This is a genomic window from Hyphomicrobium sp. B1 (assembly GCF_049532635.1).
Taxonomy (GTDB): Bacteria; Pseudomonadota; Alphaproteobacteria; order Rhizobiales; family Hyphomicrobiaceae; genus Hyphomicrobium_B.
The window spans coordinates 2,315,069-2,339,548 of the sequence record NZ_CP134871.1 but is presented as its reverse complement, the minus strand read 5'-3'; the positions used below and the strand labels follow the sequence as shown (position 1 = coordinate 2,339,548).

18 protein-coding genes are annotated in these 24,480 nt (G+C 55.9%); 14 read left to right on the top strand and 4 right to left on the bottom strand.

Going from position 1 to position 24,480, the window contains the following annotated elements:
* Positions 1-257: 257 nt before the first annotated feature.
* The 4 genes from RLW55_RS11220 to RLW55_RS11205 all read left to right on the top strand — a co-directional run bounded on the left by RLW55_RS11220 (position 258) and on the right by RLW55_RS11205 (position 6,025).
* On the top strand, positions 258-1,394 hold the full coding sequence (locus tag RLW55_RS11220; RefSeq protein ID WP_423414228.1) for an efflux RND transporter periplasmic adaptor subunit: 1,137 nt from the start codon (positions 258-260) through the stop codon (positions 1,392-1,394).
* Entirely contained in the window at positions 1,394-4,483 is a 3,090-nt protein-coding gene (locus tag RLW55_RS11215; protein WP_423416409.1) for an efflux RND transporter permease subunit, read from the top strand. The genes RLW55_RS11220 and RLW55_RS11215 overlap by 1 nt, the downstream gene beginning before the upstream one ends.
* A gap of 32 nt (positions 4,484-4,515) precedes the next feature.
* Positions 4,516-5,100 (top strand): TetR/AcrR family transcriptional regulator, encoded by a 585-nt coding sequence (locus tag RLW55_RS11210; RefSeq protein WP_423414227.1) that lies wholly within the window; start codon positions 4,516-4,518, stop codon positions 5,098-5,100.
* A gap of 253 nt (positions 5,101-5,353) precedes the next feature.
* Complete coding sequence (locus tag RLW55_RS11205) at positions 5,354-6,025, top strand: alpha/beta fold hydrolase (RefSeq protein WP_423416408.1); 672 nt, start codon at positions 5,354-5,356, stop codon at positions 6,023-6,025.
* A gap of 64 nt (positions 6,026-6,089) precedes the next feature.
* Here the strand turns inward: RLW55_RS11205 and RLW55_RS11200 are convergent, their stop codons facing one another.
* Complete coding sequence (locus RLW55_RS11200) at positions 6,090-7,085, bottom strand: GlxA family transcriptional regulator (RefSeq protein ID WP_423414226.1); 996 nt, start codon at positions 7,083-7,085, stop codon at positions 6,090-6,092.
* Positions 7,086-7,239: 154 nt separating this feature from the next.
* Between RLW55_RS11200 and RLW55_RS11195 the strand changes: the two genes are divergently transcribed.
* A complete protein-coding gene (locus RLW55_RS11195) occupies positions 7,240-7,896 on the top strand; it encodes an HD domain-containing protein (protein WP_423414225.1) in 657 nt (218 codons plus the stop codon).
* Positions 7,897-8,125: 229 nt separating this feature from the next.
* Here the strand turns inward: RLW55_RS11195 and RLW55_RS11190 are convergent, their stop codons facing one another.
* Positions 8,126-10,039 carry a PAS domain S-box protein gene (locus tag RLW55_RS11190; RefSeq protein ID WP_423414224.1) on the bottom strand — a complete coding sequence of 638 codons (1,914 nt, stop codon included), beginning with the start codon at positions 10,037-10,039 and terminating at the stop codon, positions 8,126-8,128.
* 402 nt (positions 10,040-10,441) lie between these two features.
* The gene (locus RLW55_RS11185) at positions 10,442-10,825 is read right to left on the bottom strand and encodes a c-type cytochrome (RefSeq protein ID WP_423416407.1); all 384 of its coding nucleotides are present in this window, start codon (positions 10,823-10,825) and stop codon (positions 10,442-10,444) included.
* A 380-nt stretch (positions 10,826-11,205) separates the two neighbouring features.
* On the opposite strand from RLW55_RS11185, the gene RLW55_RS11180 reads away from it, so the two are divergent.
* From RLW55_RS11180 to RLW55_RS11140, 9 genes are all read left to right on the top strand, one after another.
* A complete protein-coding gene (locus RLW55_RS11180; RefSeq protein WP_423414223.1) occupies positions 11,206-12,306 on the top strand; it encodes an HlyD family secretion protein in 1,101 nt (366 codons plus the stop codon).
* 2 nt (positions 12,307-12,308) lie between these two features.
* Complete coding sequence (gene rbbA / locus RLW55_RS11175; protein ID WP_423416406.1) at positions 12,309-15,059, top strand: ribosome-associated ATPase/putative transporter RbbA; 2,751 nt, start codon at positions 12,309-12,311, stop codon at positions 15,057-15,059.
* A gap of 6 nt (positions 15,060-15,065) precedes the next feature.
* Positions 15,066-16,193: an ABC transporter permease gene (locus RLW55_RS11170; RefSeq protein WP_423414222.1), complete on the top strand. Its 1,128-nt coding sequence runs from the start codon at positions 15,066-15,068 to the stop codon at positions 16,191-16,193.
* A 286-nt stretch (positions 16,194-16,479) separates the two neighbouring features.
* Positions 16,480-17,466, top strand: coding sequence for an ABC transporter substrate-binding protein (locus tag RLW55_RS11165; RefSeq protein WP_013948669.1), 987 nt, complete (start codon positions 16,480-16,482; stop codon positions 17,464-17,466).
* On the top strand, positions 17,453-18,487 hold the full coding sequence (locus RLW55_RS11160; RefSeq protein WP_409560715.1) for an ABC transporter permease: 1,035 nt from the start codon (positions 17,453-17,455) through the stop codon (positions 18,485-18,487). The genes RLW55_RS11165 and RLW55_RS11160 overlap by 14 nt, the downstream gene beginning before the upstream one ends.
* A gap of 5 nt (positions 18,488-18,492) precedes the next feature.
* Positions 18,493-19,419 carry an ABC transporter ATP-binding protein gene (locus tag RLW55_RS11155; protein WP_423414221.1) on the top strand — a complete coding sequence of 309 codons (927 nt, stop codon included), beginning with the start codon at positions 18,493-18,495 and terminating at the stop codon, positions 19,417-19,419.
* Between the two features lie 85 nt (positions 19,420-19,504).
* Positions 19,505-20,884 (top strand): type III glutamate--ammonia ligase, encoded by a 1,380-nt coding sequence (gene glnT / locus RLW55_RS11150; RefSeq protein ID WP_423414220.1) that lies wholly within the window; start codon positions 19,505-19,507, stop codon positions 20,882-20,884.
* 91 nt (positions 20,885-20,975) lie between these two features.
* Positions 20,976-21,518: a nickel-responsive transcriptional regulator NikR gene (nikR, locus tag RLW55_RS11145; protein ID WP_423414219.1), complete on the top strand. Its 543-nt coding sequence runs from the start codon at positions 20,976-20,978 to the stop codon at positions 21,516-21,518.
* Between the two features lie 55 nt (positions 21,519-21,573).
* Positions 21,574-22,362: a creatininase family protein gene (locus tag RLW55_RS11140; protein WP_423414218.1), complete on the top strand. Its 789-nt coding sequence runs from the start codon at positions 21,574-21,576 to the stop codon at positions 22,360-22,362.
* Between the two features lie 21 nt (positions 22,363-22,383).
* Here the strand turns inward: RLW55_RS11140 and RLW55_RS11135 are convergent, their stop codons facing one another.
* Positions 22,384-24,408 (bottom strand): protein-L-isoaspartate(D-aspartate) O-methyltransferase, encoded by a 2,025-nt coding sequence (locus tag RLW55_RS11135; protein ID WP_423414217.1) that lies wholly within the window; start codon positions 24,406-24,408, stop codon positions 22,384-22,386.
* Positions 24,409-24,480: the final 72 nt, after the last annotated feature.

Sequence of the window (24,480 nt, the reverse complement as noted above, 5' to 3'; positions counted from 1 at the left end):
CGCTAATGCGGTTGCCCCCGCACGCCTAGTCGCGTCGCGGCAACCGGCCAGCAGCCGTCATGCCAGACTTTGCCTACTTGATAGCCGGACCTCCGCCCTCCGGCTCGCCCCAAGCTGCTCGTCATCCCCCCCGTCCAAAATAAAAAAGATTATGGCCAGCATCTTTTCCTGCTTGCACTTTTAAGATGTCGAGCATAATCTATATTTAGAAATTAGGTTTGAAGGTTAGTGGACCGCCGTCAGGCAGTGAGGTCGTGATGAAAATTCCAGAAAAGAACGCCGGGCATTCGCATCTGGCCGGCACGTCATTATTGAAAGCATCCGTCGCCGTCGTGGCTTTGACGCTCGTGTCCGTGGGCGTAGCCGCTTGCAAACCCACCGACGCCGATCCGAGGAGCGGCGTTCCACTCGTTCGTGTGGCAACAGTTCACTCGGCAAGCGCCGCCGAACGCGCCTTCACAGGTGTGATTGCGGCAAAGGTGCAGAGCAATCTCGGCTTCCGCGTTGCCGGAAAGATCATCGAACGCCTCGTCGATACCGGGCAGACCGTCAAAGCTGGTCAGCCATTGATGAAGCTCGATCCCGTAGACCTGAAACTCACCATCGTCGCGCAGACAAACGCCATCAATGCGGCCCGCGCCACTGCCATTCAAGCGCGTGCCGATGAGGCGCGGTACAAGAACCTTGTCGGCGAAGGCTGGATCTCTCATCAGCGCTACGAACAGGCGAAGTCTGCGTTGGATAACGCGGAAGCGCAGCTCGCCGCCGCTGAAGCCAATGCGCAACTCGCCCGCAACGCAGAAGATTATTCGGTCCTGACAGCCGACGCTGACGGTGTGGTTATGGAGACGCTTTCAGAACCCGGACAGGTCGTCTCTGCCGGACAAACCGTGGTTCGCCTCGCGCATGCCGGCGCGAGAGAGGCTTCCGTTGATCTTCCCGAAACCGTGCGGCCTGCGATCGGCTCGGAAGCAACCGCTACGCTTTATGGCGATCTCAAGTCTCGCTCGATCGCTCGGCTCCGTCAGCTTTCTGATGCCGCAAATCCCGCGACGCGTACCTATGAAGCGCGATACGTCCTTAGCGGGGCGGCAGCAAATGCTCCTCTCGGTGCGACGGTAACGGTTCACATCCCGCAGTTCAAAGCCAAAGATATCGTCGAAGTGCCTGTGAGCGCGGTGATCGATAACGGTACGTCGTCGGGCGTATGGCTGGTCGATCAGCAGAAGATGGCCGTGAATTTCCGACCGGTGAAGCTCGCCGGCATCGGTGAAGAGAAGGCATTCATCAGCAGCGGCGTAGACGTTGGCGATCAGGTAGTCGCACTGGGCGGTAGACTTCTGCACAACGGCGATAACGTTCGCGTCGAAGGCGAAGAAACGGCATCACGATGATAAGCTTTAATCTCTCCGCCCTCGCGGTCCGCGAACGTGCCATCACGCTGTTTCTCATCATCGCAATGACCTTGGCGGGCGCCTATGCGTTCGACAAGCTCGGCCGAGCCGAAGATCCGCCTTTTACCATCAAAGTTTTGACGGTAACCGCCATGTGGCCCGGCGCGACCGCAAAAGAGATGCAGGATCTCGTTGCCGAGCCTCTCGAAAAGCGCATGCAAGAATTGCGTTGGTATGATCGGGTGGAGACGTTCACGCGCCCTGGCTTGATGCTGATGAAGGTCGAGATGAAGGACCAGACGCCGCCAACCGATATCCCCGAGCAATTCTACCAAGCGCGCAAAAAGCTCGGCGATGAGGCGCTGAAGCTGCCGTCCGGCACAATTGGGCCTTTCATCAACGACGAATACGCCGATGTCACCTTTGCTCTTTATACCGTACAGGGCGATCGGATGCCGCCGCGCCAGTTAACTAGAGAGGCCGAAGCGCTGCGGCAGCGACTGCTCCATGTCGCGGGCGTAAAGAAAGTCGATATCCTCGGCGAGCGGCCAGAACGCATTTATGTCGAGTTTTCGTACGCCAAGCTCGCGACGTTGGGCATCAGCGCCCGGACGATCTTTGATGCGCTCAATCGCCAGAACGTCGTCACGGCCGCAGGTTCCGTCGACACCAACGGTCCGCAAGTGTTTGTCCGGGTCGAAGGTGCATATGACGATCTTCAAAAGATTGCCGATACGCCAATCGCGGCTGGCGGCCGCGTTCTGAAGCTCTCCGACGTCGCAGAGGTGAAGCGCGGCTACGAGGATCCAGCCACCTTTTTGATCCGACATAACGGCGATCCGGCGATGGTGCTAGGCGTCGTCATGCAAGACGGATGGAATGGCCTGGATCTGGGCAAAGCACTCGACGAAGAAGAAGCGAAGATTGCGAAATCTTTGCCCGCCGGATTGTCCTTAAACAAGATTATCGATCAGGCTGAAAACATCCGAGAATCCATTGACGAGTTCATGCTGAAGTTTGTCGTCGCTTTGGCGGTGGTGATGATCGTCAGCCTTCTGAGCCTTGGATGGCGCGTCGGCATCGTTGTGGCGGCGGCCGTACCTTTGACGCTCGCGGCAGTCTTCGTGATTATGATGATCACCGGCAGAAACTTTGATCGCATTACGCTCGGCGCGCTCATCCTGGCTCTTGGTCTTCTCGTCGATGACGCCATCATCGCTATCGAAACGATGGTCGTGAAGCTCGAAGAAGGCTATGAACGCACAAAAGCGGCGGCCTACGCCTGGAGCCACACGGCAGCGCCGATGCTGTCGGGAACACTCGTCACCGTTATCGGCCTAATGCCGGTCGGATTTGCGAGGTCAACAGCAGGCGAATATGCGGGCAATATTTTCTGGATCGTCGCCTTCGCCCTCATCACTTCATGGATCGTGGCCGTAGCCTTCACGCCTTACCTCGGTGTGAAAATGCTGCCGAACATTAAGCCCATCCAAGGTGGGCACGCCGCGATTTATTCAACTCCGAACTATGAGCGCTTCAGACGAGCGGTAAGCTGGGCGGTGCGTCGCAAGTATATCGTGGCGGGCTTCGTCGTCCTGCTCTTTGTTGCGGCTGGTGTGGGCATGGCTGGGGTAAAACAGCAGTTTTTCCCAAGCTCCGATCGACGTGAGTTGCTTGTCGAAGTGCAGATGCCCGAAGGCTCAAGCATCGAAGTGACGAGCGCGGCCGTCGCGAAAGTCGAGGCTTGGCTAAAAACGCAGCCCGAAACGAGGAATATCGTCTCCTTCATCGGACAAGGCGCTGCACGCTTCTTCCTTGCCTATGATCCGGAACTACCGGACCCGTCATTCGCGAAAATCGTCGTCCTGACACCAAGCTCGGAAGCACGTGATGAACTGAAGCTGCGCATTCGTCAGAAGATTGCCGAGGGACTGGCACCCGAGGCACGCGTTCGCGCAACGCAATTCGTGTTCGGACCGCCGTCACCCTTCCCGGTCGCTTTCCGCGTCATGGGGCCAGACCTCGATAAGCTGAGAGCAATCTCACAAAAAGTGGTCGCGATCATGCGTGCCAATCCGCATACGCGTGATGTGAACACCGACTGGACCGAAAGAACACCGTCCGTTCGTTTCACGGTTGATCAAGATCGGCTTCGTTTGATCGGATTATCACCGAGCGACGTCGCCCAGCAGCTGCAGTTCCTGCTGACCGGCGTGACTGTGACCGGGGTCCGAGAAGATATCCGCACGGTGCAAGTCGTTGCCCGCAGCGCCGGTCCGGACAGGCTGGATCCGACCAAACTCGGCAATCTTGTCCTGCAAAACGATAGCGGCCAATTGGTGCCGCTCAGTCAGGTTGGCCACATCGAGATTGTGCAAGAGGATCCGATCCTGAAGCGGCGTGACCGCACGCCGACGATTACGGTGCAGAGCGACATCGACGAGTCGATGCAGCCGCCGCCGGTATCGTTGGAAATTCAAAAAGCCTTGCAGCCACTGATTGCCTCTCTTCCCGATGGCTATCGCATCGAGATGGGCGGCAACATCGAAGAGGCGACGAAAGCCAACGACGCGCTGGTGCCCGTGTTTCCAATCATGATCGCACTGACAATGATCGTGATCATCTTCCAGGTGAGATCGTTCGCGGCAATGTGGCTGGTCTTGGCGACCGCACCGCTTGGACTGATCGGAGTGGTGCCGACGCTGCTGATCTTCAACCAGCCCTTCGGCTTCAACGCCATCCTCGGCTTGATCGGGCTCTCCGGCATCTTGATGCGCAACACGCTAATCCTGATCGAGCAGATCAAGACCAACAAGGATGAAGGCCTCGATGATTATCATGCTGTGGTTGAGGCCACCGTCCAGAGATCGCGCCCCGTGGTCCTCACCGCTTTGGCTGCCGTGCTCGCCTTCATCCCACTGACGACATCGGTCTTTTGGGGTTCGATGGCCTACACCCTGATAGGCGGGACGGCGGTCGGGACATTCCTGATTCTACTCTTTCTGCCTGCGCTTTACGCGATTTGGTTCCGCGTCCGTCCGACAGAAAAGGTTCATTCGCACGCGGATGAAGTCACAGCAGTGGCGTGACCGAACAAGAGCAAGAATAAAGGAGAAATGCCGTGCGACTCTCGCGCGAGGCCAAAGCTCAACACCATGAAGAGATCACCTCCGTAGCGTCGAGGATGCTGCGGGAACGGGGCATCGAGCGCACCAGTGTCGTCGATCTCATGCAGGCGGCCGGGCTTACGCATGGTGGTTTTTATCGCCACTTCAAATCGAAGGACGAGCTTATAGCCTCATCGGCAACGAAGGCGTTCGAGGAAGTCGTCGAACGCTTTGAAAGAAAAGCGGAGGAGGCTGGGCCACGTGCGGCGCTCACGGCGTACGTGCTCGACTATTTATCCGATACGCACCGCGACGATCCCACTGTGGGCTGCATGATCTCGGCGTGCGGCGCAGAAGCATCAAGACAAAGCGACGTCATTCGCGGCGCGTTCACGTCCGGTATCTGTCAGCTCATTGAGCTTGTCGCAGATGGATTGTCCTGCCCAAAGGAAATACGCACTGAACGCGCCATCGAGCTCGGAGGACTGATGCTCGGAGCCCTCGTCATGGCGCGGGCGAGCAACGATGTCCAGCTATCGGAAAAAGTCCTCGCAGATGCAAAACGCCGCGCGCTTCAGATCATCGACCAGAAGGATTGAGATCTCAGAGCGTAAGCCTTCGCAAGCGTCATTTAACCTGAACGAAATCTTACAGATCAATATAGGAGATACCATTATGGCGACCGCCAGCGTATCCGCACCAAGCCTTCTTAAGGTCTCGGACAAGCTCAGCATGCGATTCCAAAAGATTGGTGAAGGCCCACCCTTGGTTCTCATGCATACGATCCGAACGCAACTTGAATACTTTCGTGAGTTAGCGCCAACTCTCGCCAAGTCTTAAACCGTTTACGCTATTGATCTGCCCGGGCACGGCCGCTCGCCCATCGACCCCAACGCAAGATTGGATGAACCCTATATGAGAGAAGCCGTTATCGGCTTCATTGAATTGCTCAACCTCACAGACGTTACGCTTGTTGGCGAGTCCATCGGAGGTGCACTTGCGCTGACTGTTGCAGCCTCGATACCGCAGCGGATCAAGCGCGTATATTCGATCAACCCTTACGATTACGAAACCCGTTACGGCGATGGCATCCGGCGCGGAAACTGGTTCTCGAACTTCATCATCGGCAGTTTGCAAATCCCTGTACTGGGGGCGTTCAACGCGTCGTTGGAGAACAAGGTCGTGCTCAAGAAGATCATGGACGGCGGCTATCACGATCCAAAAAAATTTCCTGCCGATTTGTTGGTCGAATTCGATCAAGTTGCCCACCTACCAGGATATAAGCGCGCTGCGCGCAAAGTGCTGGCCGGCTGGCGATCCTGGAGCAAAGCGCGAGACCTTTATCGCGGCATCAGCGCACCGGTTACCTTGATTTACGGTGACACTGACTGGTCTCATACTGTCGAAAGGGATCGGACTCGTTCGCTAATCCCACAGGCAAACTTGATCACTCTTAAAGACACTGGCCACTTCTCAGCGGTCGAAAATCCCGGCGATCTGGCGCGCATCATCTTGGCGGATTAGCAGAGCGAGAGGAAGAGTTGGTGACTCAAAAAGTGATGCCGCCCCTTACTCGAGCGTTGCGAATTCAAGATCTTGCGTCAACCAGTCTTCTTCGGTGCACATAGTGGAAGCTCTCTCGATAGCGTTGAGGGCTTACGCCTAGCCGACGCTGAAAAGCAGCACGCATCTGCTCGGGGCCTCCAAACCCGCAAGCAAAAGCCACCGATTTCAGTGCAAGGTCGGTTGCTTCGAGGAGATTGCGCGCATGGTCGAGGCGCACCGCTTCGACGTAATCGTGAGGAGTTATCTTGAGGTCTTTGACGAATAGCCGGGCTATCGAGCGAGGACTTGTACCAGCTATTTGCGCCAGGCGCGCAACCGATAGTGGCTCTCCAATGTGACTGAGCACGTATGCTTGGACCTTACCAAGGGCTGATCGCGGATCGCTGCGCGGCTGCAGCAAGGGGCTGAACTGCGACTGACCGCCTTGGCGCTGCGTCACAACCACCAGACGCTTTGCGCAGGAAAGAGCGACTGAAGCCCCGTAGTCTTCGCTCACGAGTTCGAGTGCAAGATCAATTCCGGCGGTGACGCCGGCGGACGTTACCAACGCGCCATCGCGCAAAAAAATACGATCATGCTCGATCCGCGCTTTGGGGAAGTCTGCTTCGAGCTTGGCAGCATTTTGCCAATGGGTTGTAACCGTCCGCCCGTCTAAGAGACCCGCTCGGCCGAGCGCGAAAGCGCCGGTGCAGATTGACCCATACCGCACCGCTCTCTTGCACCAAGTGCGAAGCCACTTTGACATAGCGGTATCGTCTTCGGCATTTGGAAGCGTCGGGCCGCCAGCAACAAGAACCGTGTGAAATTTCCGTGCGGCTTGCGCAAACGTCTTATGCACGCCAATCAGCATGCCATTGGAGGCGCGCAGCGAACCCCGCTGGCCTGCAACGACTATGCAATCATAACCTTCGCCTTTGCTAAGAAATGCATTTGCCTCGGCAAAGACGTCGAGCGGCCCGGCTACGTCCAATGCTTGCACACCTTCATGGATAACGAGTGCAACCGGTTTCGTTGCCATTCAGCCCAACTTCCCTTGTCAGCTGCCTCTCAGGGCGTCGGCAGAATATCGTCGGAATTTGGCAGTTTTTCAATGAACGTTACTATTGCTGCCATGCCGCCGAACGGGGCAATAACACCCTCAGAAATATAGAGATGAGGAAAGGCTTCAAACCATGTCGGATAGGCTGGAAACCACGAGCATTGAAGGCGTCAAGGTGCCCGACAGCAAGCTCGGCAGAGCTATAACTGAGTTCGTCCGCGACACTGAAAGCGACCTACTCTTCAATCATTCCAGCCGCGTCTACTTCTTTGCTGCCATTGCCGGCGGGCAGCGAGAGCTTACCTTCAATTCTGAGCTTCTCTACGCTGCCGCAATGTTTCATGACGTCGGCCTCATGCCCAAACACAGCAGCTCGAATCTTCGTTTCGAAGTGGACGGAGCTAATGCGGCTCGCGAGTTTCTCAGGAGCTATAATGTCGATCCGTCCGACATAGAAAAAGTCTGGACGGCCATTGCGCTGCATACGACACCGGGCGTGCCTGAGTTCATGCATCCCATCGTTGCACTGACGACCGCAGGTGTCGAAATGGATGTTCTAGGCTTGACCTATGGGCAATATTCCGATGACACCCGAGAGGCTGTGGTGAAGGCCTATCCGCGCACGCCTCATTTTAAGGAAGATATCATTCAAGCCTTCTACGACGGCATCAAACACAAGCCTGACACGGCATTTGGCAACGTCAAGGCTGATGTCATTGCCGACAAGGTGCCTCACTTCCATCGAGGGAACTTCTGCTCGGTGATCCGCGAGTCACGCTGGAAGGCTTGATATCCAAAATGGCGGTGCGGAGGACTCTTTTCTTATCGTCTAGCGAACTTGCGAGCCATTACATTGAAGCACGCTATCCCACAGTTTGACGAATATATTTGGATCGGCCGGACGAACGCTGTGAGACCCATCGAGGGCATTAAACTCGAAGGCATGCTCGAGACTTACTCATTCGGGCTTTGGCTGACATCGTCTCCGGAAGAGCAAATATGCTTAAAAAACACGCTGGTCACAGGCAGTCTCGAAGCGCCTGCGCGAGGTCTGCCTGCCTATACGGTTTGCGGAGCACATGAAACGTATCATTGGTGCTATTAAGCTCGGATGCGAACTCCGAGTCGTACCCTGAGGTCAGTAAGATCTTCGTACCGGAACTCGCGACGCGGGCCAGGGAGCCAAGCTCATAGCCGCTCATGCCCCCCGGCATCACCACATCGCTGAAGAGAATATCGAAGCTTTCCTCGGAAAGTTTTTGCAGCGCGCAGGCGCCGGAATCGGCTTCCTCAACGGTATATCCCAATCTTCGAATTCGCTCGGCCACCAGCTGTCGTAGTTCAGGGTTATCTTCGACAATAAGAACCTTTAAGTTTGCAGGAGGGATAGCGTGTTTTTCTGTTGCTTGCAGATCTCGCGGCACGTCCATCGCCACGCGTGGCAGATAGAGATTGACCACGGTCCCCTTTCCAAGTTCGCTATAGATGGTGACATTACCGCCTGACTGTTTGACAAAGCCGTGAATGCTTGAAAGCCCGAGACCCGTACCTTTACCGGTACCCTTGGTCGTGAAGAACGGCTCGAAGGCGCGCTTCACGATTTCCGGTGACATTCCCTCGCCATTGTCGGCCACTGTTATACGTATGTAATCCCCCGCCGGGATGCCGTATTCTTCGAGAACGTCATCGGATGTCAGCTGGAGATTAGCTGTCTCGATGCTCACACGGCCACCACGCCTCATGGCGTCTCGGGCGTTGACCGAGAGATTGAGGATCGCATTCTCAATTTCGCTGGGATCGACGCACACCATCCAGAGATCTTGTGCGAAGTTCGTCGATAGCGAGACGGTTTCTCCCAGGGCCCTTTCGAGCATTTCAACCATCGAGGTGATGTAGGTGTTGAGCTGGAGAACGGCCGGTTCCAGTTTTCTCTGACGGGAAAAGCTCAGCAGGCGGCGCGTCAGACGCGCCCCCATTTCCCCAGCTTCTAGCGCTCGCCGGCAGAAATCGTGTTTCTCTGCAACATCGGAGGTTTCGAAAACTTGCTCAAGGTTTCCGAGGACAATCGTCAGGATGTTGTTGAAATCATGCGCGACACCGCCCGTCAGTTGGCCGAGCGCATCAAGCCGTTGTGACCGGTGAAGTGCCTCCGTCTGCGCAACCTGCTTGGTCAAATCGCGGAAGGAACGCATATGCCCGAGGATCTGTCCATTGCGGGCGGTGACAGAGGTTGCAACGACCTCGGCCGGAAAAACCTTTCCGTCTTTGCGGCGGCAGTTAACCGCCAGTGGATCGAGGCCCGTCGAGCCCGCGAGAGAGGCTCTCCAGACCCGCTCAAAGTCATAGTCGGTCTCATAGAGGAGCCGGGAGCTCTGGCCCACGAGCTCGGCTTCATCGTAGCCAAAAACAGATTTTACGGCAGGATTTGCGAGAAAAATCCGCCGGCCACTGTCCGTCAGAACGAGCGCGCGGGGTGTATCCTTGATGATGGCCTCGAAAAGCACTTGCTGGCGTTCGCTTTCTTCTTGTACGCGCCTCTCCATGGTGAGATCACGCACGATGCCCGCAAAATGCGCCTTGCCGTCGATCTGATATTCACTGACCGAGAGATGCATGGGGAAGGTCGAGCCATCCCGTCGCCGCCCAAAAACCTCGCGTCCGATGCCGATAATCTTGCGACGGCCCGTATGACGGTACTGCCGGAGATAGTCGTCGTGCCGCTCCGAATCGGGTGCCGGCATCAGCATGCTGACATTCGCGCCGATTAGCTCTGCGTTCGTATAACCGAACAGTCTTGCAGCCGCCGGGTTGACACTCGTGATGAGGCCCAGACCATCGATAGCAATAATTGCATCGATTGCGGACTGAAATACCGCTGCAAGATGATCGAGTGATGCCTCCGGGGCAGGGTCGTCAGCAGCAATTGGCGACATAGGAGAAGGCCCAAGTGCCGAAAAAAATGAACGCCGCCAATTCTGATCTGGCGCAAGCTTACGTCAAGAGCAAAATTTGCACTTCGGCCGTGGCGGCAGTCGTAAATGCCGGAACTTCAATGGAGTAAGCGACATTGGGGGCGATCCACGCACCAATCGCCTGCGAGGGAGGAAATAAAAAGAGGATCGCGGAGGGGCGAGATCCTCGAACTTTTTGGCGCAGTGAATTTGAGATGATTTGGTGGAGGAACCTTACCATCTCTAGCGCTCTCGGTGCTGCGAGTTGTCGAAAGCGCCCGGGTCGACGGTAGAGATCGTAACAATCACCGTCGCACATTCGCAAACGGCAAAGGCCCAGCGTTTAGTCTCATTTCTGCAGCTTCGCTTGTCTTGCTCAGACAGCTATTTCGTCTGGAGGGCTTCGATATAGTTTTTGAGGTTGATGACAGCGATGCGCGAATAGGCGGCGCCGACCTTTCCACCCTCGCCTTCAATGCTAAAGATCATACCCCAAATTGGCATGGCGCTCGTACCATGTCCCGAGATATCGCCTCCATAGCGGATAATCTCGACGATACGCTGTGCATCAAATTTTCCGTTAGCACGTTTGCTTAGCGTGGTTAGATCTGCCGGCTTTAAGGTCAGAACGCTGGCCATAGGTCCGTCTCCCGCGCCATCATCGCCATGGCACTGAGCACAGTGGTGAAGAAAAAGTTCTCGCCCTGAGGGAACTTCAGCCTCCCCAATCGGCGCGGAGACGGCAACGGTACTGGCGACACACAGCATAGCAAACGCGCCAGCAATCCCAGGGACCGTGAATCGGCTTTGGTTTAAACTGATCATTGCTGCGATACCCAAAAAGACGCCTCCAAGATTAGACGCATAAACAAATGACCCTAGGCGGCGGCTCAAACGTTGACGAGTATCAAGCAAAGAGAATTATCGTAGCGTTGGCCGGAGGGGTGGCAGAGAAAATTTGTTCCAAGTCAACGCTCTCATCCATGGGCAAGGTTAAGCGTCGACTTGAAATGGCTAAGGGGCAAGTGAGCATGTCGGGCACACGCACCTCGTAGCCAATGTTTATTTGGAAATGCTCGTGCCGACAGACGAACAATGGCCCAGCAAACGCGTTCTAACCGTGCATTGAGCCAAGTGAGCAATCCATCATGCAATCCGAGCAAAATGCAGCGAAAGAAGCAATTGCTCTGAAAGAACTGCCGCCGTCTCATGGACAGCTCGTTCCCGTAACAGCAAAATTACCCGTTCCAGCAGGGAACATCTCGACGGGCCCATTCGGCCGCTGGCGGAAGATGCTGGCAGTTCTCGCCGTCATCATGGCCATAGGCGGCGCTGGTTATTGGTGGATGCACAGGGTGCCTCCGCTTCCTCCTGGGATCGTAATGGGTAATGGGCGAATTGAAGCCGACCCGATTGACATAGCGACGAAATTTGCCGGGCGGGTTCTTGAATTGCGCGTCGACGAGGGCGCCAGGGTAACAGCTGGGCAAGTTCTTGCCGTCATGGATACGCGCGACCTCGATGCGTCGCTTAAAAAAGCAGAAGCTCAGGCAGAACAGGCAAAGAAGAGCATCAGCGAGGCAAAGGCGCTCCTCAATCAGCAGCATACTCAAGTCGTGCTCGCGCAGCAGGAGATGGACCGTGCCGAGTCGTTGTTAAAATCCGGCTGGGTCACGAAGCAGACCTATGATCAGCGCCAGCAGACGCTCAACTCGTCCAAAGCCGGAGAACTCGCGGCCCAGGCACGCGTCACCGAGGCAGAGCATGCGCTGGACGCAGCCAATCATGACGCCGAACTCTATCGGGTGAATATTGCGGATAATACCCTCGTTGCACCGCGAGACGGCCGGATTGCTTATCGCATCGCCAATACTGGAGAGGTCCTCGCGGCTGGAGGCAAAGTCTTCACTATGCTGGACTTCGGTTACGTTTACATGGACGTATATCTTCCAACACTCGAGGCCGGGAAAGTCAGAATCGGCGACGACGCCCGCATCGTGCTCGATGCATATCCAGACCATCCCATTCCCGCGAACGTGACGTTTATTGCTGATCAGGCGCAATTTACACCGAAAATGGTCGAGACGCAGACCGAACGAGACAAGCTGATGTTCCGGGTGCGCGTGCGTATCGATCCTGCGCGCTCGGAAGCTCATGCGGACTACGTCCGGAGCGGTTTACCGGGAGTCGCTTACGTTCGAACCGACACCAAGACTGAGTGGCCGGAACGCCTGAAAGCTGGATCGTGACGATGGCGGGTGGGACAGCAGTTGCTCGTCTCGAACGCGTGACCCACAGATATGGCGGCATCCTCGCGCTCGACGACCTAACAGTCGAGATTCCGGCTGGCCAAATGGTCGGCCTTATCGGGCCGGACGGCGTCGGTAAGTCTACGTTGCTTGCGCTAGTCTCGGGCGCGCGCATGCTTCAATCGGGGCACGTCACGGTCTTGAACGCGGATATGTCCAAGGCCGTGGACCGCGAGGCAGTTTGTCCGCGTATCGCGTACATGCCGCAGGGCCTCGGCAAGAACCTCTATCCCGATCTCAGCGTGCGCGAAAACATCGAATTTTTTGCCCGGCTCTTCGGTCAGGGGCGGCGCCAACGCGAAGAACGCATCCCCAAACTTCTCGACAGCACGGGCCTCGGACCTTTCGCCGATCGGCCGGCGCAAAAACTTTCGGGCGGCATGCGCCAGAAGCTTGGGCTCTGCTGCTCGCTCATTCACGATCCAGATCTTTTGATACTCGATGAGCCGACGACAGGCGTCGATCCGCTATCGCGGCGGCAATTCTGGGAGCTTATCCAGCGGATGCGCGAGCATCGCGGGGGCATGAGCGTCTTAGTTGCAACAGCCTATATGGAGGAAGCCGAGCGCTTCGATTGGCTGATCGCGATGAATGCCGGGAAGATCCTTACGGTGGGATCCCCAAGCGACATCAAAGAGAGAACCGGCGCGGGCGCAATCGAGGAAGCCTTCATTGACCTGCTTCCTCCGGAGGCGAAGTTAGACCATCGCACTCCGACGATCCCGCCGCGTCAGAGCATTGCCGATGGTGCGGTGATCGTCGCCCGTAATCTCACACGCCGGTTCGGCGACTTCACTGCGGTTGACCACGTAAGCTTCGATATAGAACGTGGGGAGATTTTCGGGTTCGTCGGGTCGAATGGTTGCGGCAAATCTACGACGATGAAAATGCTCACGGGTCTCCTGCCCTCAACCGAAGGCAGCGCGATGCTTTTCGGCGAACCCGTCAACGCGGACGACATAAGTTCTCGCATGCGCGTCGGTTACATGTCGCAATCGTTTTCGCTTTATGGCGAATTGACCGTCCGTCAGAATCTCGAGCTACATGCCCGACTCTTTCATCTTCCGGCTGGATCGGTCGAGGGACGGATTGCTTACCTCGTCCGGCGCTTTGGCCTGTCAGAGCACCTGAATAAACTGGCGGAAGATCTTCCGCTTGGAATCCGTCAGCGGCTGTCGCTCGCGGTGGCCGTGGTTCATGAGCCGGAGCTTCTCATTCTCGATGAACCGACATCGGGCGTAGATCCGATCGCGAGAGACCAGTTCTGGGAATTGCTGATCGAGCTGTCGAGAAAGAATGGTGTGACGATCTTCGTCTCGACCCACTTCATGAACGAAGCAGCGCGATGCGACCGTATCTCTCTTATGGACGCGGGACGCGTTTTGGCAACAGACACTCCAGCCAAACTGATCGAAGCGCGTCACGCGACGACACTCGAAGATGCCTTTATTTCATACCTCGAGGAATCGGCTTCATCACGATCGCAGCCCTCCGGGTCAGAGACGATCCTCGATGTCGGACAAAAAGGGGATAGTTCAACCGCTTCACCGGGCGTATCCAGAATTTTTTCGGTGCGGCGCATGTTGGCTTACACCATAAGAGAGTCGCTCGAGCTGCTTCGCGACCCGATCCGGTTGAGCTTCGCTCTTCTCGGTACGGCGTTTCTAATGCTGATTTTTGGTTTCGGCATCACGACAGATGTCAACTCATTGTCGTTCGCCGCTCTCGATCGAGACAATAGTTTTGAAAGCCGCGCTTATCTCAGTGAGCTGCGAGGCTCGCGCTATTTCATCGAGCAAGAGCCCTTCAGGAATGAGGATGAGTTGCAGAGCCGGCTAAAAAGCGGCACGGTTACGGCGACGATCGAGATTCCGCCGGGCTTCGGGCGCGATATACGACGCGGGAGGCCAACCGAGGTTGGCGTTTGGATTGACGGCGCGATGCCGTTCAGAGCCGAAACTATCCACGGCTATATTGAGGGCGTGCACCAGCAGTTCCTTTCCGATCCCGCAATCCGAGGTCACGTTGGCCTTGCGGATACGGACACGCCCGCGGATATAGAGATCCGCTTTCGCTACAATCAGGACTTCGACAGCATTTATGCGATGGTCCCCTCGACGATCGCAATGCAACTCGCGCTGATCCCAGCGATTTTGATGGCGCTCGCTATCGTCCGCGAGAAGGAGCTGGGTTCCATAACCAATCTTTACGTGACGCCGGTAACGCGGCTTGAGTTCCTGATTGGAAAGCAGCTTCCGTACATCGCGGTAGCAATGCTCAATTTCTTCATACTCTTTCTGATGGCCATCTTTATTTTTGATGTGCCGCTCAAGGGAAGCTTTTTAGCACTGCTGGTTGGATCGCTCATCTATGTTACTGCGACGACGGGCTATGGGATGGTCATCTCCTCCTTCACCGGAACGCAAATTGCGGCCTTGTTCGGGACTTCTATTTTGACTGTCCTGCCAGCGACGATGTTTTCCGGCATGATGACGCCCGTTTCGTCGATCACCGGTTTTGGAGCGATACTGGGCCGTCTTTTTCCTATGACCTATTTCGTCCCGATCAGTGTGGGGGCTTTTACGAAGGGGCTAGGGTTCCCCGATCTTGCGCGATACATCGCAACACTTGCGCTTTTCGTTCCCGCCTTAACCTCAATCAGCCTGTTCCTTCTGCGTAAGCAAGAAAAGTGATCGGCAATGCGTAAGCTTTCGAATATTTATTGGCTTGGAGTGAAAGAGTTACGCAGCTTCTTTCGCGATTGGGTCCTCCTCGCGCTCGTCATATATTCGTTCTCTATCGCTGTAATGGCGCAGGCCCAGAGCAACTCACAAGAACTGCACAACGCTTCGATCGCCATTGTGGACGAAGATCATTCGGATCTCTCTTGGCGTATCGCGGGCGCTTTTCTGCCGCCCTATTTCAAAACGCCGCAATATGTTGAAGAGCGCGACGTCGACCGGCTTATGAACACAGGGCGCTACACGTTCGTCATCGACATTCCGCCCCGATTCGAAAGCGATGTCCTTGGAGGGCGTAAGCCGGCCTTGCAGGTTAATGTGGACGCAACCGCGATGGTCCAGGCGGGCATCGGCTCGAGCTATGCGGAGCAGATCATCTCAACCGAGATCAATAAATTTGTTTCTCGAATTGAGGATATCCCGCCGCCCGCCGTCACGCTCTCGGTACGGATAGCCTTCAATCCTAATGTTACGACAGCTTGGTTCACTGCCGTAATGGGTATTATCAGTTCCGTGAATATGCTCGCGATCATCCTCGCGGGGGCGGCCGTCGTGCGTGAGCGTGAGCACGGAACGCTCGATCATCTTCTCGTCATGCCGCTGACGCCATTTGAAATTGCCATGTCGAAAGTGTGGGCGAACGCCGTGGTTATTACGATTGCAGTCGGCCTCTCGTTGTTTTTTGTCGTGCAGAGACTGCTGCACATTCCCATCGCAGGTTCCATACCGCTGTTTATGTGCGGCGTGATGATCTATTTGTTTTTCTCGACGGCGGTCGGGATCTTTCTTGCAACGATCGCACGTACGATGCCTCAACTCGGCCTGCTTTACATTCTCGTTGCTGTGCCGCTGAACTTGCTATCCGGCGCCAATACTCCGCTCGAAAGCATGCCTCCGTTCCTGCGCACCATCATGCAGGTATCACCGTCGACTCATTTTGTGGCGTTCGCACAGGCGATCCTTTATCGGGGCGCCGGTTTCGACGTGGTTTGGCCAAGATTTGTTGCTGTTGGCGCGATCGGTGGAATTTTCTTATTTTTGGCGCTTCTTCGGTTTCGTCGAGTTATGGCTATCGCAGGGCCTTAGTCTCCGCAGGTCTTCTTTTCAATTAATCTATTATAGGAAGATTGGAGCCGGAACGTCTGCCACGTTCGGTATCGGGTCCGTCGCATTCCAGCGTGATGTTAGGATGGATGCTGCGCAGTCTTTTGGCGTGTCGACCGTCGATTGGGCAAATCCAAGCGTAGATCGCCTCTCTTATACCCTCAAAACACCGATGCTATGCGCGCCGTCTCAATGGCACGCCGCTTGCTAATGACCGGTATTACGAAACATCATTTTCGTAATATCGCCTTTGCGCAGGAGGTTGAGAATGGCGCGTCGATTACGCATCCGTGAACTCGCAGTCTTGGCAGTTTCAATGTTTGCAGTATCTGCGGCAAACGCCTGGGCAGAACCTTTGAAAATTGGCTACAGCGATTGGCCTGGCTGGGTGGCGTGGCAGGTCGCAATTGACAAAGGATGGTTCAAAGAAGCCGGTGTCGACGTCGATTTCGAATGGTTCGACTACGTGCCATCGATGGACGCATTTTCTGCTGGGAAGCTCGACGGCGTGACGGTGACGAATGGCGATGCACTCGTCATGGGTGGATCGGGCACCAAGAACACGATGATCATGCTGACTGATTACTCCAACGGCAATGACATGATTGTTGGAGTTCCAGGAATTAAGTCGCTGAAGGACCTCAAGGGGAAAAAAGTCGGGATCGAAGTTGGCTTCGTCGAGCACTTACTGCTGCTGAACGGCCTTGAGAAAAACGGCATGACGGAATCGGATGTCACGCTCGTCAACACCAAGACAAATGAGACACCTCAAACCCTTGCTTCCGGCGAGGTTTCCGCGATTGGCGCATGGCAGCCGAACTCAGGCCAGGCGATGAAGCAAGTACCGGGATCGACGCCAATCTATACGTCGGCCGACGAACCCGGCCTGATCTACGACGTCATCACTGTAAACCCGACGAGTCTGGCGACCCGAAAAGCGGATTGGGAAAAAGTCATTAAGGTCTGGGATCGGGTTGTTAAATACATCAACGATCCCGCGACGGTCGATGATGCAGCGAAAATCATGGCCGCACGAGTTGGCCTGAAGCCAGAGGAATACAAACCTCTGATCGCCGGAACAAAACTGCTCGATGTGGCGGCCGCAAAAAAGGTCTTTGTGAAAGCCAAAGGCTTCGGATCGCTTTACGGCTCGTCCGAAATCGCTAACGACTTCAACACGAAATACGCTGTCTACAAGGACAAGCTCGACGTCGACAGCTTCATCGATCCATCGCTCACCAATGCACAGCCCTAACGTCGGTGTCGTCGCCGCTCCTGCCGTTACGGCGGGGGCGGCGACACAACAGCGTACGTCGACGCGGCGCTGGTTTGTGGTCGGACGCCCCCTTTCTCCCACGTCGCGCGTCACGCTCGGCATCCTGTCGTTCGTATTGCCAGTGCTCCTCTGGTGTGTCGTCAGTTATGTGCCGTTCGTTTGGCATCCACTGGTCGTCGTCACGCAACCCGGCGGTGTGAGTTATTTCAGGCCCGGCATGCGGGTTCAGCAAGACGCATTCGATCAGCAGGCTGCGGCTATGGAGAAAGCCGGTCTAGCGAAACCTGAGGGCAATCCGGCAAATCCGGTTTATCTTCCGGCGCCGCATGAAGTCGCGATCGCGATGTTCACGGCGTTCTCGACACCTCCTCAGACGCGAGACGGTCAATGGCTGCACGAAAGCCTTTGGCACAGCATCACTATCATTTTCTGGGGATTTCTAATCTCATCCCTCATCGGCGTCCCGCTCGGCGTATTGTGCGGTGCCTATTCCGGCATCTCACGGCTGATCGAGCCGTTCACTGAGTTCGTTCGCTATCTTCCGGCACCCGCATTCGGAGCTCTGGCTGTTGCGATCCTGGGTATCTATGACGGCCCGAAGATCGCAATCATCGTTATCGGAACTTTATTCCAGCAGATTCTGATTATCGCGAATACGACTAGAAAACTCGACTTCGGATTGATCGAAGCTGCGCTGACACTCGGCGCTAAAGGCCGAGCAATCCTGACGCGCGTCGTCGTTCCCGGCATCATGCCGGACCTCTATCGCGACCAACGAATCCTGCTTGGGTGGGCGTGGACATATCTCATCGTCGCGGAATTGATCGGCACCTCTTCCGGAATAACCTGGTTCATCACGCAGCAGGCGCGATACCAGCATTTCGCCAACGTCTACGCCGCCATCATCATGATCGGCATCATCGGCCTCGGCGTCGACATGGTGCTCGCGCGGATCGGACGGCGTCTTTTCCCCTGGGACCAAGCAACGAAGCGGAGTTAGCGCTGATGCAGGACATGAGTTCGCTTCCGGTACTCGAGCAATCGCTGGCGGTGCACGATCGATTCCAGCGGCTGAAGGCGCGCGATATTATTCTGGAGGTGCGCAATCTCGGCAAAACGTTTTCCAGCAATGGCAAAACAACGACGGCGCTGAGCGACATCAATTTCACGACGTATCGTAGGGAATTTGTTTGCGTCGTGGGCGCATCCGGATGCGGAAAATCCACCCTTATCCGGATCATCGCCGGACTCGACCAGCAGACTTCGGGTGACGTACTGCTCGACAACAAACCTGTGATCGGTCCCGGCAGTGACCGTGGAATGGTTTTTCAGGGGTACACACTCTTTCCGTGGCTGACGGTGAAGAAAAACGTCATGTTCGGATTGGAGATGTCTTACGACGGCAAGCGGGATCCGGAGACTTCTGCTCTGCAGTGGCTCGATTTGATCGGCCTTTCGAAGTTCGCCAATCACTATCCGCACCAGCTTTCGGGCGGCATGAAACAACGCGTGGCGATTGCCCGATCGCTCGCAAATCAGCCCCGCATTCTATTAATGGACGAGCCTTTCGGTGCACTCGACGCGCAGACGCGCAGCCGTATGCAAAGGCACCTGATGGAGATCTGGCGCAAGATCGATATCACCATTGTATTCGTCACCCACGATCTCGATGAAGCCATTCTCCTCGCAGACCGCATCCTGGTGCTGAAGCCGCACCCGGGTGAAGTTATCGAACTGATGGAAGTGCCAGTGCCACGTTCGCGCACGCCCGAAGATTTGACATCGCCCAGTTACGTCGCGGCGAAAGCCCGGTTGGAAATGCTCATTCATGGCAGCCAGCATGCAGCGGCCGGCAGCGAGAGCGAAGCGGCATCCGACGAACCGTTTCCAACTTTCACGCGGCTGACGGACGTCTCAGACACCATTGACTAGAGACAACTCAAATTCGCGAAGCGGTTAGAGAAGCCAACCGCCGACGCGACCTGCATCAAACAATCACCAGTATGAGGAAAAAACGATGAATGAACATACCCCAGTCGGCGCGGCGTCAGCGCTTGACGAAACGTACCAGCGACTGAAGGCTCAGGGCGTCAAATATTGTATCGGCGCTTATGTCGATATTCACGGCGTGCCGAAAGGCAAGGTCGTCCCGATCGAGCATTTGAAGCATATGGCGAAAGGTTCAGAACTCTACACGGGATATGCGCTTGATGGACTAGGTCAGGAGCCGAACGAAGATGAGTTTGCTTCGGTCCCTGATTTTAATGGCGTCATCCAACTTCCCTGGGAGCCAAAGCTCGCATGGGCGCCAGCGGATCTCACGTTCCACGGCAAGCCCTATCCACTCAGCACTCGCGTCGCACTGAAAAACCAGCTCGCAATAGCCGCAGACATGGGATTCGGCTTCAACCTCGGGATTGAATGCGAGATCTATCTGCTGAAGAAAAATGCGGATGGCAGCCTGTCGATCCCAGATCCCGACGACAAGCTCGCCAAGCCTTGCTACGATGTGCAAGGCTTCGTGAATGCCTTCGGTTGGCTCGATAAGGTTGCGTCGTGCATCAACGATCTCGGTTGGGATCTCTATTCGTTCGACCATGAGGATGCCAACGGTCAATTCGAATTTGATTTCACATATTCGGACGCCCTCACGACCTGCGATCGTCTCACCTTTTTCCGCTTTATGGCGAAGCACTACGCCAAAGAAGAAGGTCTCATCGCGACGATGATGCCGAAGCCCTTCGCAAACAGAACTGGATGCGGCGCCCATTTCAACATGTCGCTTTCCGATCTCGCGACCGGGACAAATGTTTTTTCCTGCAAGCCGGAGGATGATCCGCGAGGCCTTGGCTTGACTGAAACGGGCTATCACTTCATTGCCGGAATCCTGCGTCATGGACGCGCCCTGTGCGCGGCGTATGCGCCGACGGTCAATAGCTACAAGCGACTCGTCCGCCAAGGAGCGATGGGAACATTCTCGTGGGCGCCGGTCTTCAACTCTTACGGCTCAAACAACCGAACGAATTCATTGCGTGTCCCGATGGGCGGCGGCCGATGCGAGTCACGAAACGCCGACGGCGCGGTGAATCCTTACCTCGCGGCCACGCTTGCCTTGGCAGCCGGCCTCAAAGGCGTTCGCGAGAAGATGGATCCTGGCGAGCCGAACGAAGATAACCTCTACGCAATTTCGGAATCCGAGCGTTCAGCGCGCGGCATTCAGTTCCTACCACAGAACTTGCAAGACGCGGTTGCCGCATTCGCCAACGATCCCTTCGTGGAGGAAACGCTTGGCAAGGAACTTCGCGACGAGTTCGTGAAATACAAAACGGCCGAATGGGAAAGCTACCATCTGTCGATCAGCAGCTGGGAGACCGAGCGCTACAGCCATCTCTTCTGAGCATCGATCCTCCGGCATGATAAAGTGATTCCAACTCAATAATTTGCTGTCCGCATTTTTTCATGCGGAGGCGCGCATGCCGGAGGATCCGATGTCTGTAGAAACAACGAGTAACCTCGTCGCTAGGATGAGCGTGTCGTTGCCGGAGGAACAGCTGTGGGAGCTCGATGCCGTCGTTAAAGCGAAGGGTTACGCAAGCCGATCGCAGGCCATCAGCGATATGCTGCACAATTGGCTGGTTGAGCACAAACGTGAGTCCGGGACCGAAGTTATGGTCGGTACGATCACGCTTTTTTACGACAACACGGTTCGCGGCTTGCAGAAGAAGCTCGCAGATTTGCAATACGAAAACATTGCGGAGGTTATCAGCTCCCTTCACGTGCACTTGGCGGGAAATCAGACGCTTGAAGTTATTCTCGTGCAGGGACCAGCCGTGAAGCTTCAGGAACTCACGGACGAGTTGAGTACGCTTCGCGGCGTTATCTTCGGCCGAATGCAGTTGGCGGCTGCGATCATTCCGCAGCTCCATCCCCTTCCAGATGTGCCTCTTCATATCAAGAAGAGTATGAAATCATCTGCCGGGGGCAACGACGAAAAGAAGCCTACGTCATTCAAGGTTCGGAAGCATCGCTAGGAGCGATGGCACTCAATCGGGTGCCTAACAAACACATGCTTACTCGGGAAACGTCATGAATTGGGCCGATAAGACCTGGACTGAATTACCGGCTGACTTAGCTGTTAGCCACGGGGTCGCAATTCTGCCGGTCGGAGCGACGGAACAACATGGTCCGCACCTCGGCACCGGAATGGATTTTATTCTCGGAGAAAAGCTTTGTCGGGTGGTCGGCGAGCGAACGCGCGTTCCGGTTTTGCCGACGCTTCCATACGGATGCTCTCTTGGGCATAGCCGGAGATGGCCTGGGACGATTGCGCTACAGCCCATCACATTGATCACCTTAGTCAAAGAAATTGGCGATTGGGCTTACCATAGCGGAGTTCGCCGTCTCTTTATTGTCAACAGTCACGTTACGAATGCAGCGCCATTGCGCTGTGCTCTCGAAATGCTGCGAGCAGATCACGATGATCTGATGGTTGCGGTTATCAACACCGCGACAATCAGCGAACGCGTGCGTGACGCGCATTTTTCCGATGCACAGGATTGGCATGCCAATGCTGCCGAGACGGCTCTTATGCTTGCGATCGCGCCGGAAATCGTGCGTGCTGAACTTGTCCCAAACTCAGATGATCCGGATCGCACGGACCACCTCGTCTTTGCGCATCCCGTAAACAGAACGAGCGAAAACGGTGTCACTGGCAAACCGAGCCTGGCGACTGTAGAGGATGGACAAAAGCTTTTTAGCTGGATGGTGGATGACCTTTCTGAGATTATTGAGAAAGGCAAGCGTGAAGCACCGCCGCTGGATCACTCCTATTTTCATCGTGCAGACCTTGTGAAGCCGACGTCGGCCAATAAGTGACGCTGCCACGGACGATGTCCGCTAAAGCCCGAATGGGTAAGTCTCGGGCATGCCTTCGAGTTCAATGCCCTTGATGGGCTTCACAGCGCTCGTCCGGTCGATCCAAATATACTCGTCAAACTGTCGGGGCAGCGTGGCTTCAAAGTAATGGCTCGCAAGTTCACTATCGGGCCGGTAGATAACTCCAATGGCGCGCTCCAGCAGCGGCCTCATCAATTTCTCGCGCAGCGCGCCGTTTTCCTTGAGCGAGAGCATCAATCCCGGCGCGTTGCTCAAATGGAAGAGACGTTCGTAGCTCTGGGCGTGGGCCGGGCGCACGTTCATGACTTGCATCGGCGCGTCCCAGTTCGATGCCGCCGCTACCGTGCCGTCATTCGTGCCGAACCCGATGCTGAAACAAGCCTCACCAAAGGCGCGACGGCACAACTGGCCGATATTGTATTCACCCCGCTGGCTCATCTCTGTGGCCGAGGCGTCACCGATATGCGAATTATGCGCCCATATGACCGCCTTCGAGTGATCGCCATGATGGATCAATAGCTGATTGAGCGTCTCGAACATATGACTGTCGCGCAGGTTCCAGGATGCGCGCGAACCATAGTACATCGTGCGATAGTAGCGTTCTGCGTTAGCTATTAGACGGGCATTCTGCGCCGCATCGAAATAGCGCTCGCCATCCTGCATCACATAGTCTTGTTGATTTCGCAGTACGTCAACGAGAACACGGGATACGTCTTTTTCGCATTTTCGGTATTCGCCCGTCAGCGCCGCCCTACCATAAGCAGCGGGATCCGCCTCCCACGGGCTAAGACAGCCATAGCGCTCACGCGCGATCACGGCGAGTTCGGGATCAACGCTGTCGAGATACTCCAAGACAACGCGAACGGAATTGTAGAGACTATAGAGATCAAGGCCATAGAAGGCCGCACGCGTTTCAAAGGCTCGCGTCTCATTATTCTTGTGAAGCCAGTCGACGAAGCTTTTCGTCTCGGCGTTACGCCACATCCAAGTGGGAAAACGTGCAAATGCTGTCCAATCCGACGGCGGCACATCACGGTGACGAACATAGTGATCGATGCGCGCAGCATCCGGCCAGTCGGCTTCGACGGCAACGAATTTGAATTTCTTGTCTTCGATGAGACGCTGCGTTATCCGCGCGCGCATACGGTAAAATTCGGAAGTCCCGTGACTTGCCTCGCCGATGAGGACGACGCGCGCATCGCCGATGCGTTCGATGAGTGGGTTGAGGTCCGCGTCATGGAGATGAGTGAAAATCTCACCTTCCTTGGCGATCATCGAGGGCACAGAAACGCTGACAGCCAGCCGTGCGCGGACCACCCGAGGCGGCTTCACGCGCCAATCATCCTCGGGGCTTTCCCATCCGTCTTTGCCGATCAAGGGCACGAAGCGCACATCGGCGATATCCTCGCGCTCAAATTCCTCTTCGGCTACGCGCGTAATTCTCACAAGCTCCTGCGAACGTGGGTTATCGCCAATAGGAGCGATCAGACAGCCTCCGATTTTAAGCTCGTGAAGAAGCGCCGCCGTGATATTTGGCACGCCCTCCGAGACGAGGATCGCATCGAACGGCGCATACTCAGGCCATCCCTGCGTACCATCACCATGACGCACGTGCACGCTATGTGTCCGCGCCCGCTGGAGATTATCCCGCGCTCTCGCGGCAAGCTCTCCGATACGCTCGATCGTATAAACCTCGCCGGCGATATGGGCCAGAACGGCGGTTGCATAGCCCGATCCCGTGCCAATCTCGAGGACGCGCTCGCCGCCGCGAAGTCGAAGGGCTTCGATCATGAACCCGACGATATAAGGCTGCGAAATTGTCTGGCCGCATCCAATCGGGAGCGGAGTATCATCGTAAGCCTTTTCCGCAAGTTCGCGCGGAACGAAGAGCTCGCGGGGCACATGCCTCATGGCTTCAAGCACGAGAGCGTCACGGACGCCACGGCTTTCTATCTGGCTTGCAACAAACTGATGCCGCTCTTCCGCGGAAGATTCCGATTTCCTCTGCAACAACGCTTTAGGCATGGATGAAACTCCATGAATATACCCTAAGCCCATCCGAAATTTGGATTTCACACTCCCCGCCGGGATGCGCAC

Coding starts and splice junctions, on each gene's coding strand:
- RLW55_RS11195 (WP_423414225.1), top strand. CDS start 7,240: ATGTCGGATAGGCTGGAAACCACGAGCATTGAAGGCGTCAAGGTGCCC.
- RLW55_RS11190 (WP_423414224.1), bottom strand. CDS start 10,039: ATGTCGCCAATTGCTGCTGACGACCCTGCCCCGGAGGCATCACTCGAT.
- nikR (WP_423414219.1), top strand. CDS start 20,976: ATGTCTGTAGAAACAACGAGTAACCTCGTCGCTAGGATGAGCGTGTCG.
- glnT (WP_423414220.1), top strand. CDS start 19,505: ATGAATGAACATACCCCAGTCGGCGCGGCGTCAGCGCTTGACGAAACG.
- RLW55_RS11155 (WP_423414221.1), top strand. CDS start 18,493: ATGCAGGACATGAGTTCGCTTCCGGTACTCGAGCAATCGCTGGCGGTG.
- RLW55_RS11180 (WP_423414223.1), top strand. CDS start 11,206: ATGCAATCCGAGCAAAATGCAGCGAAAGAAGCAATTGCTCTGAAAGAA.
- RLW55_RS11200 (WP_423414226.1), bottom strand. CDS start 7,085: ATGGCAACGAAACCGGTTGCACTCGTTATCCATGAAGGTGTGCAAGCA.
- RLW55_RS11185 (WP_423416407.1), bottom strand. CDS start 10,825: ATGCTGTGTGTCGCCAGTACCGTTGCCGTCTCCGCGCCGATTGGGGAG.
- RLW55_RS11140 (WP_423414218.1), top strand. CDS start 21,574: ATGAATTGGGCCGATAAGACCTGGACTGAATTACCGGCTGACTTAGCT.
- RLW55_RS11220 (WP_423414228.1), top strand. CDS start 258: ATGAAAATTCCAGAAAAGAACGCCGGGCATTCGCATCTGGCCGGCACG.
- RLW55_RS11165 (WP_013948669.1), top strand. CDS start 16,480: ATGGCGCGTCGATTACGCATCCGTGAACTCGCAGTCTTGGCAGTTTCA.
- RLW55_RS11160 (WP_409560715.1), top strand. CDS start 17,453: ATGCACAGCCCTAACGTCGGTGTCGTCGCCGCTCCTGCCGTTACGGCG.
- RLW55_RS11135 (WP_423414217.1), bottom strand. CDS start 24,408: ATGCCTAAAGCGTTGTTGCAGAGGAAATCGGAATCTTCCGCGGAAGAG.
- rbbA (WP_423416406.1), top strand. CDS start 12,309: ATGGCGGGTGGGACAGCAGTTGCTCGTCTCGAACGCGTGACCCACAGA.
- RLW55_RS11170 (WP_423414222.1), top strand. CDS start 15,066: ATGCGTAAGCTTTCGAATATTTATTGGCTTGGAGTGAAAGAGTTACGC.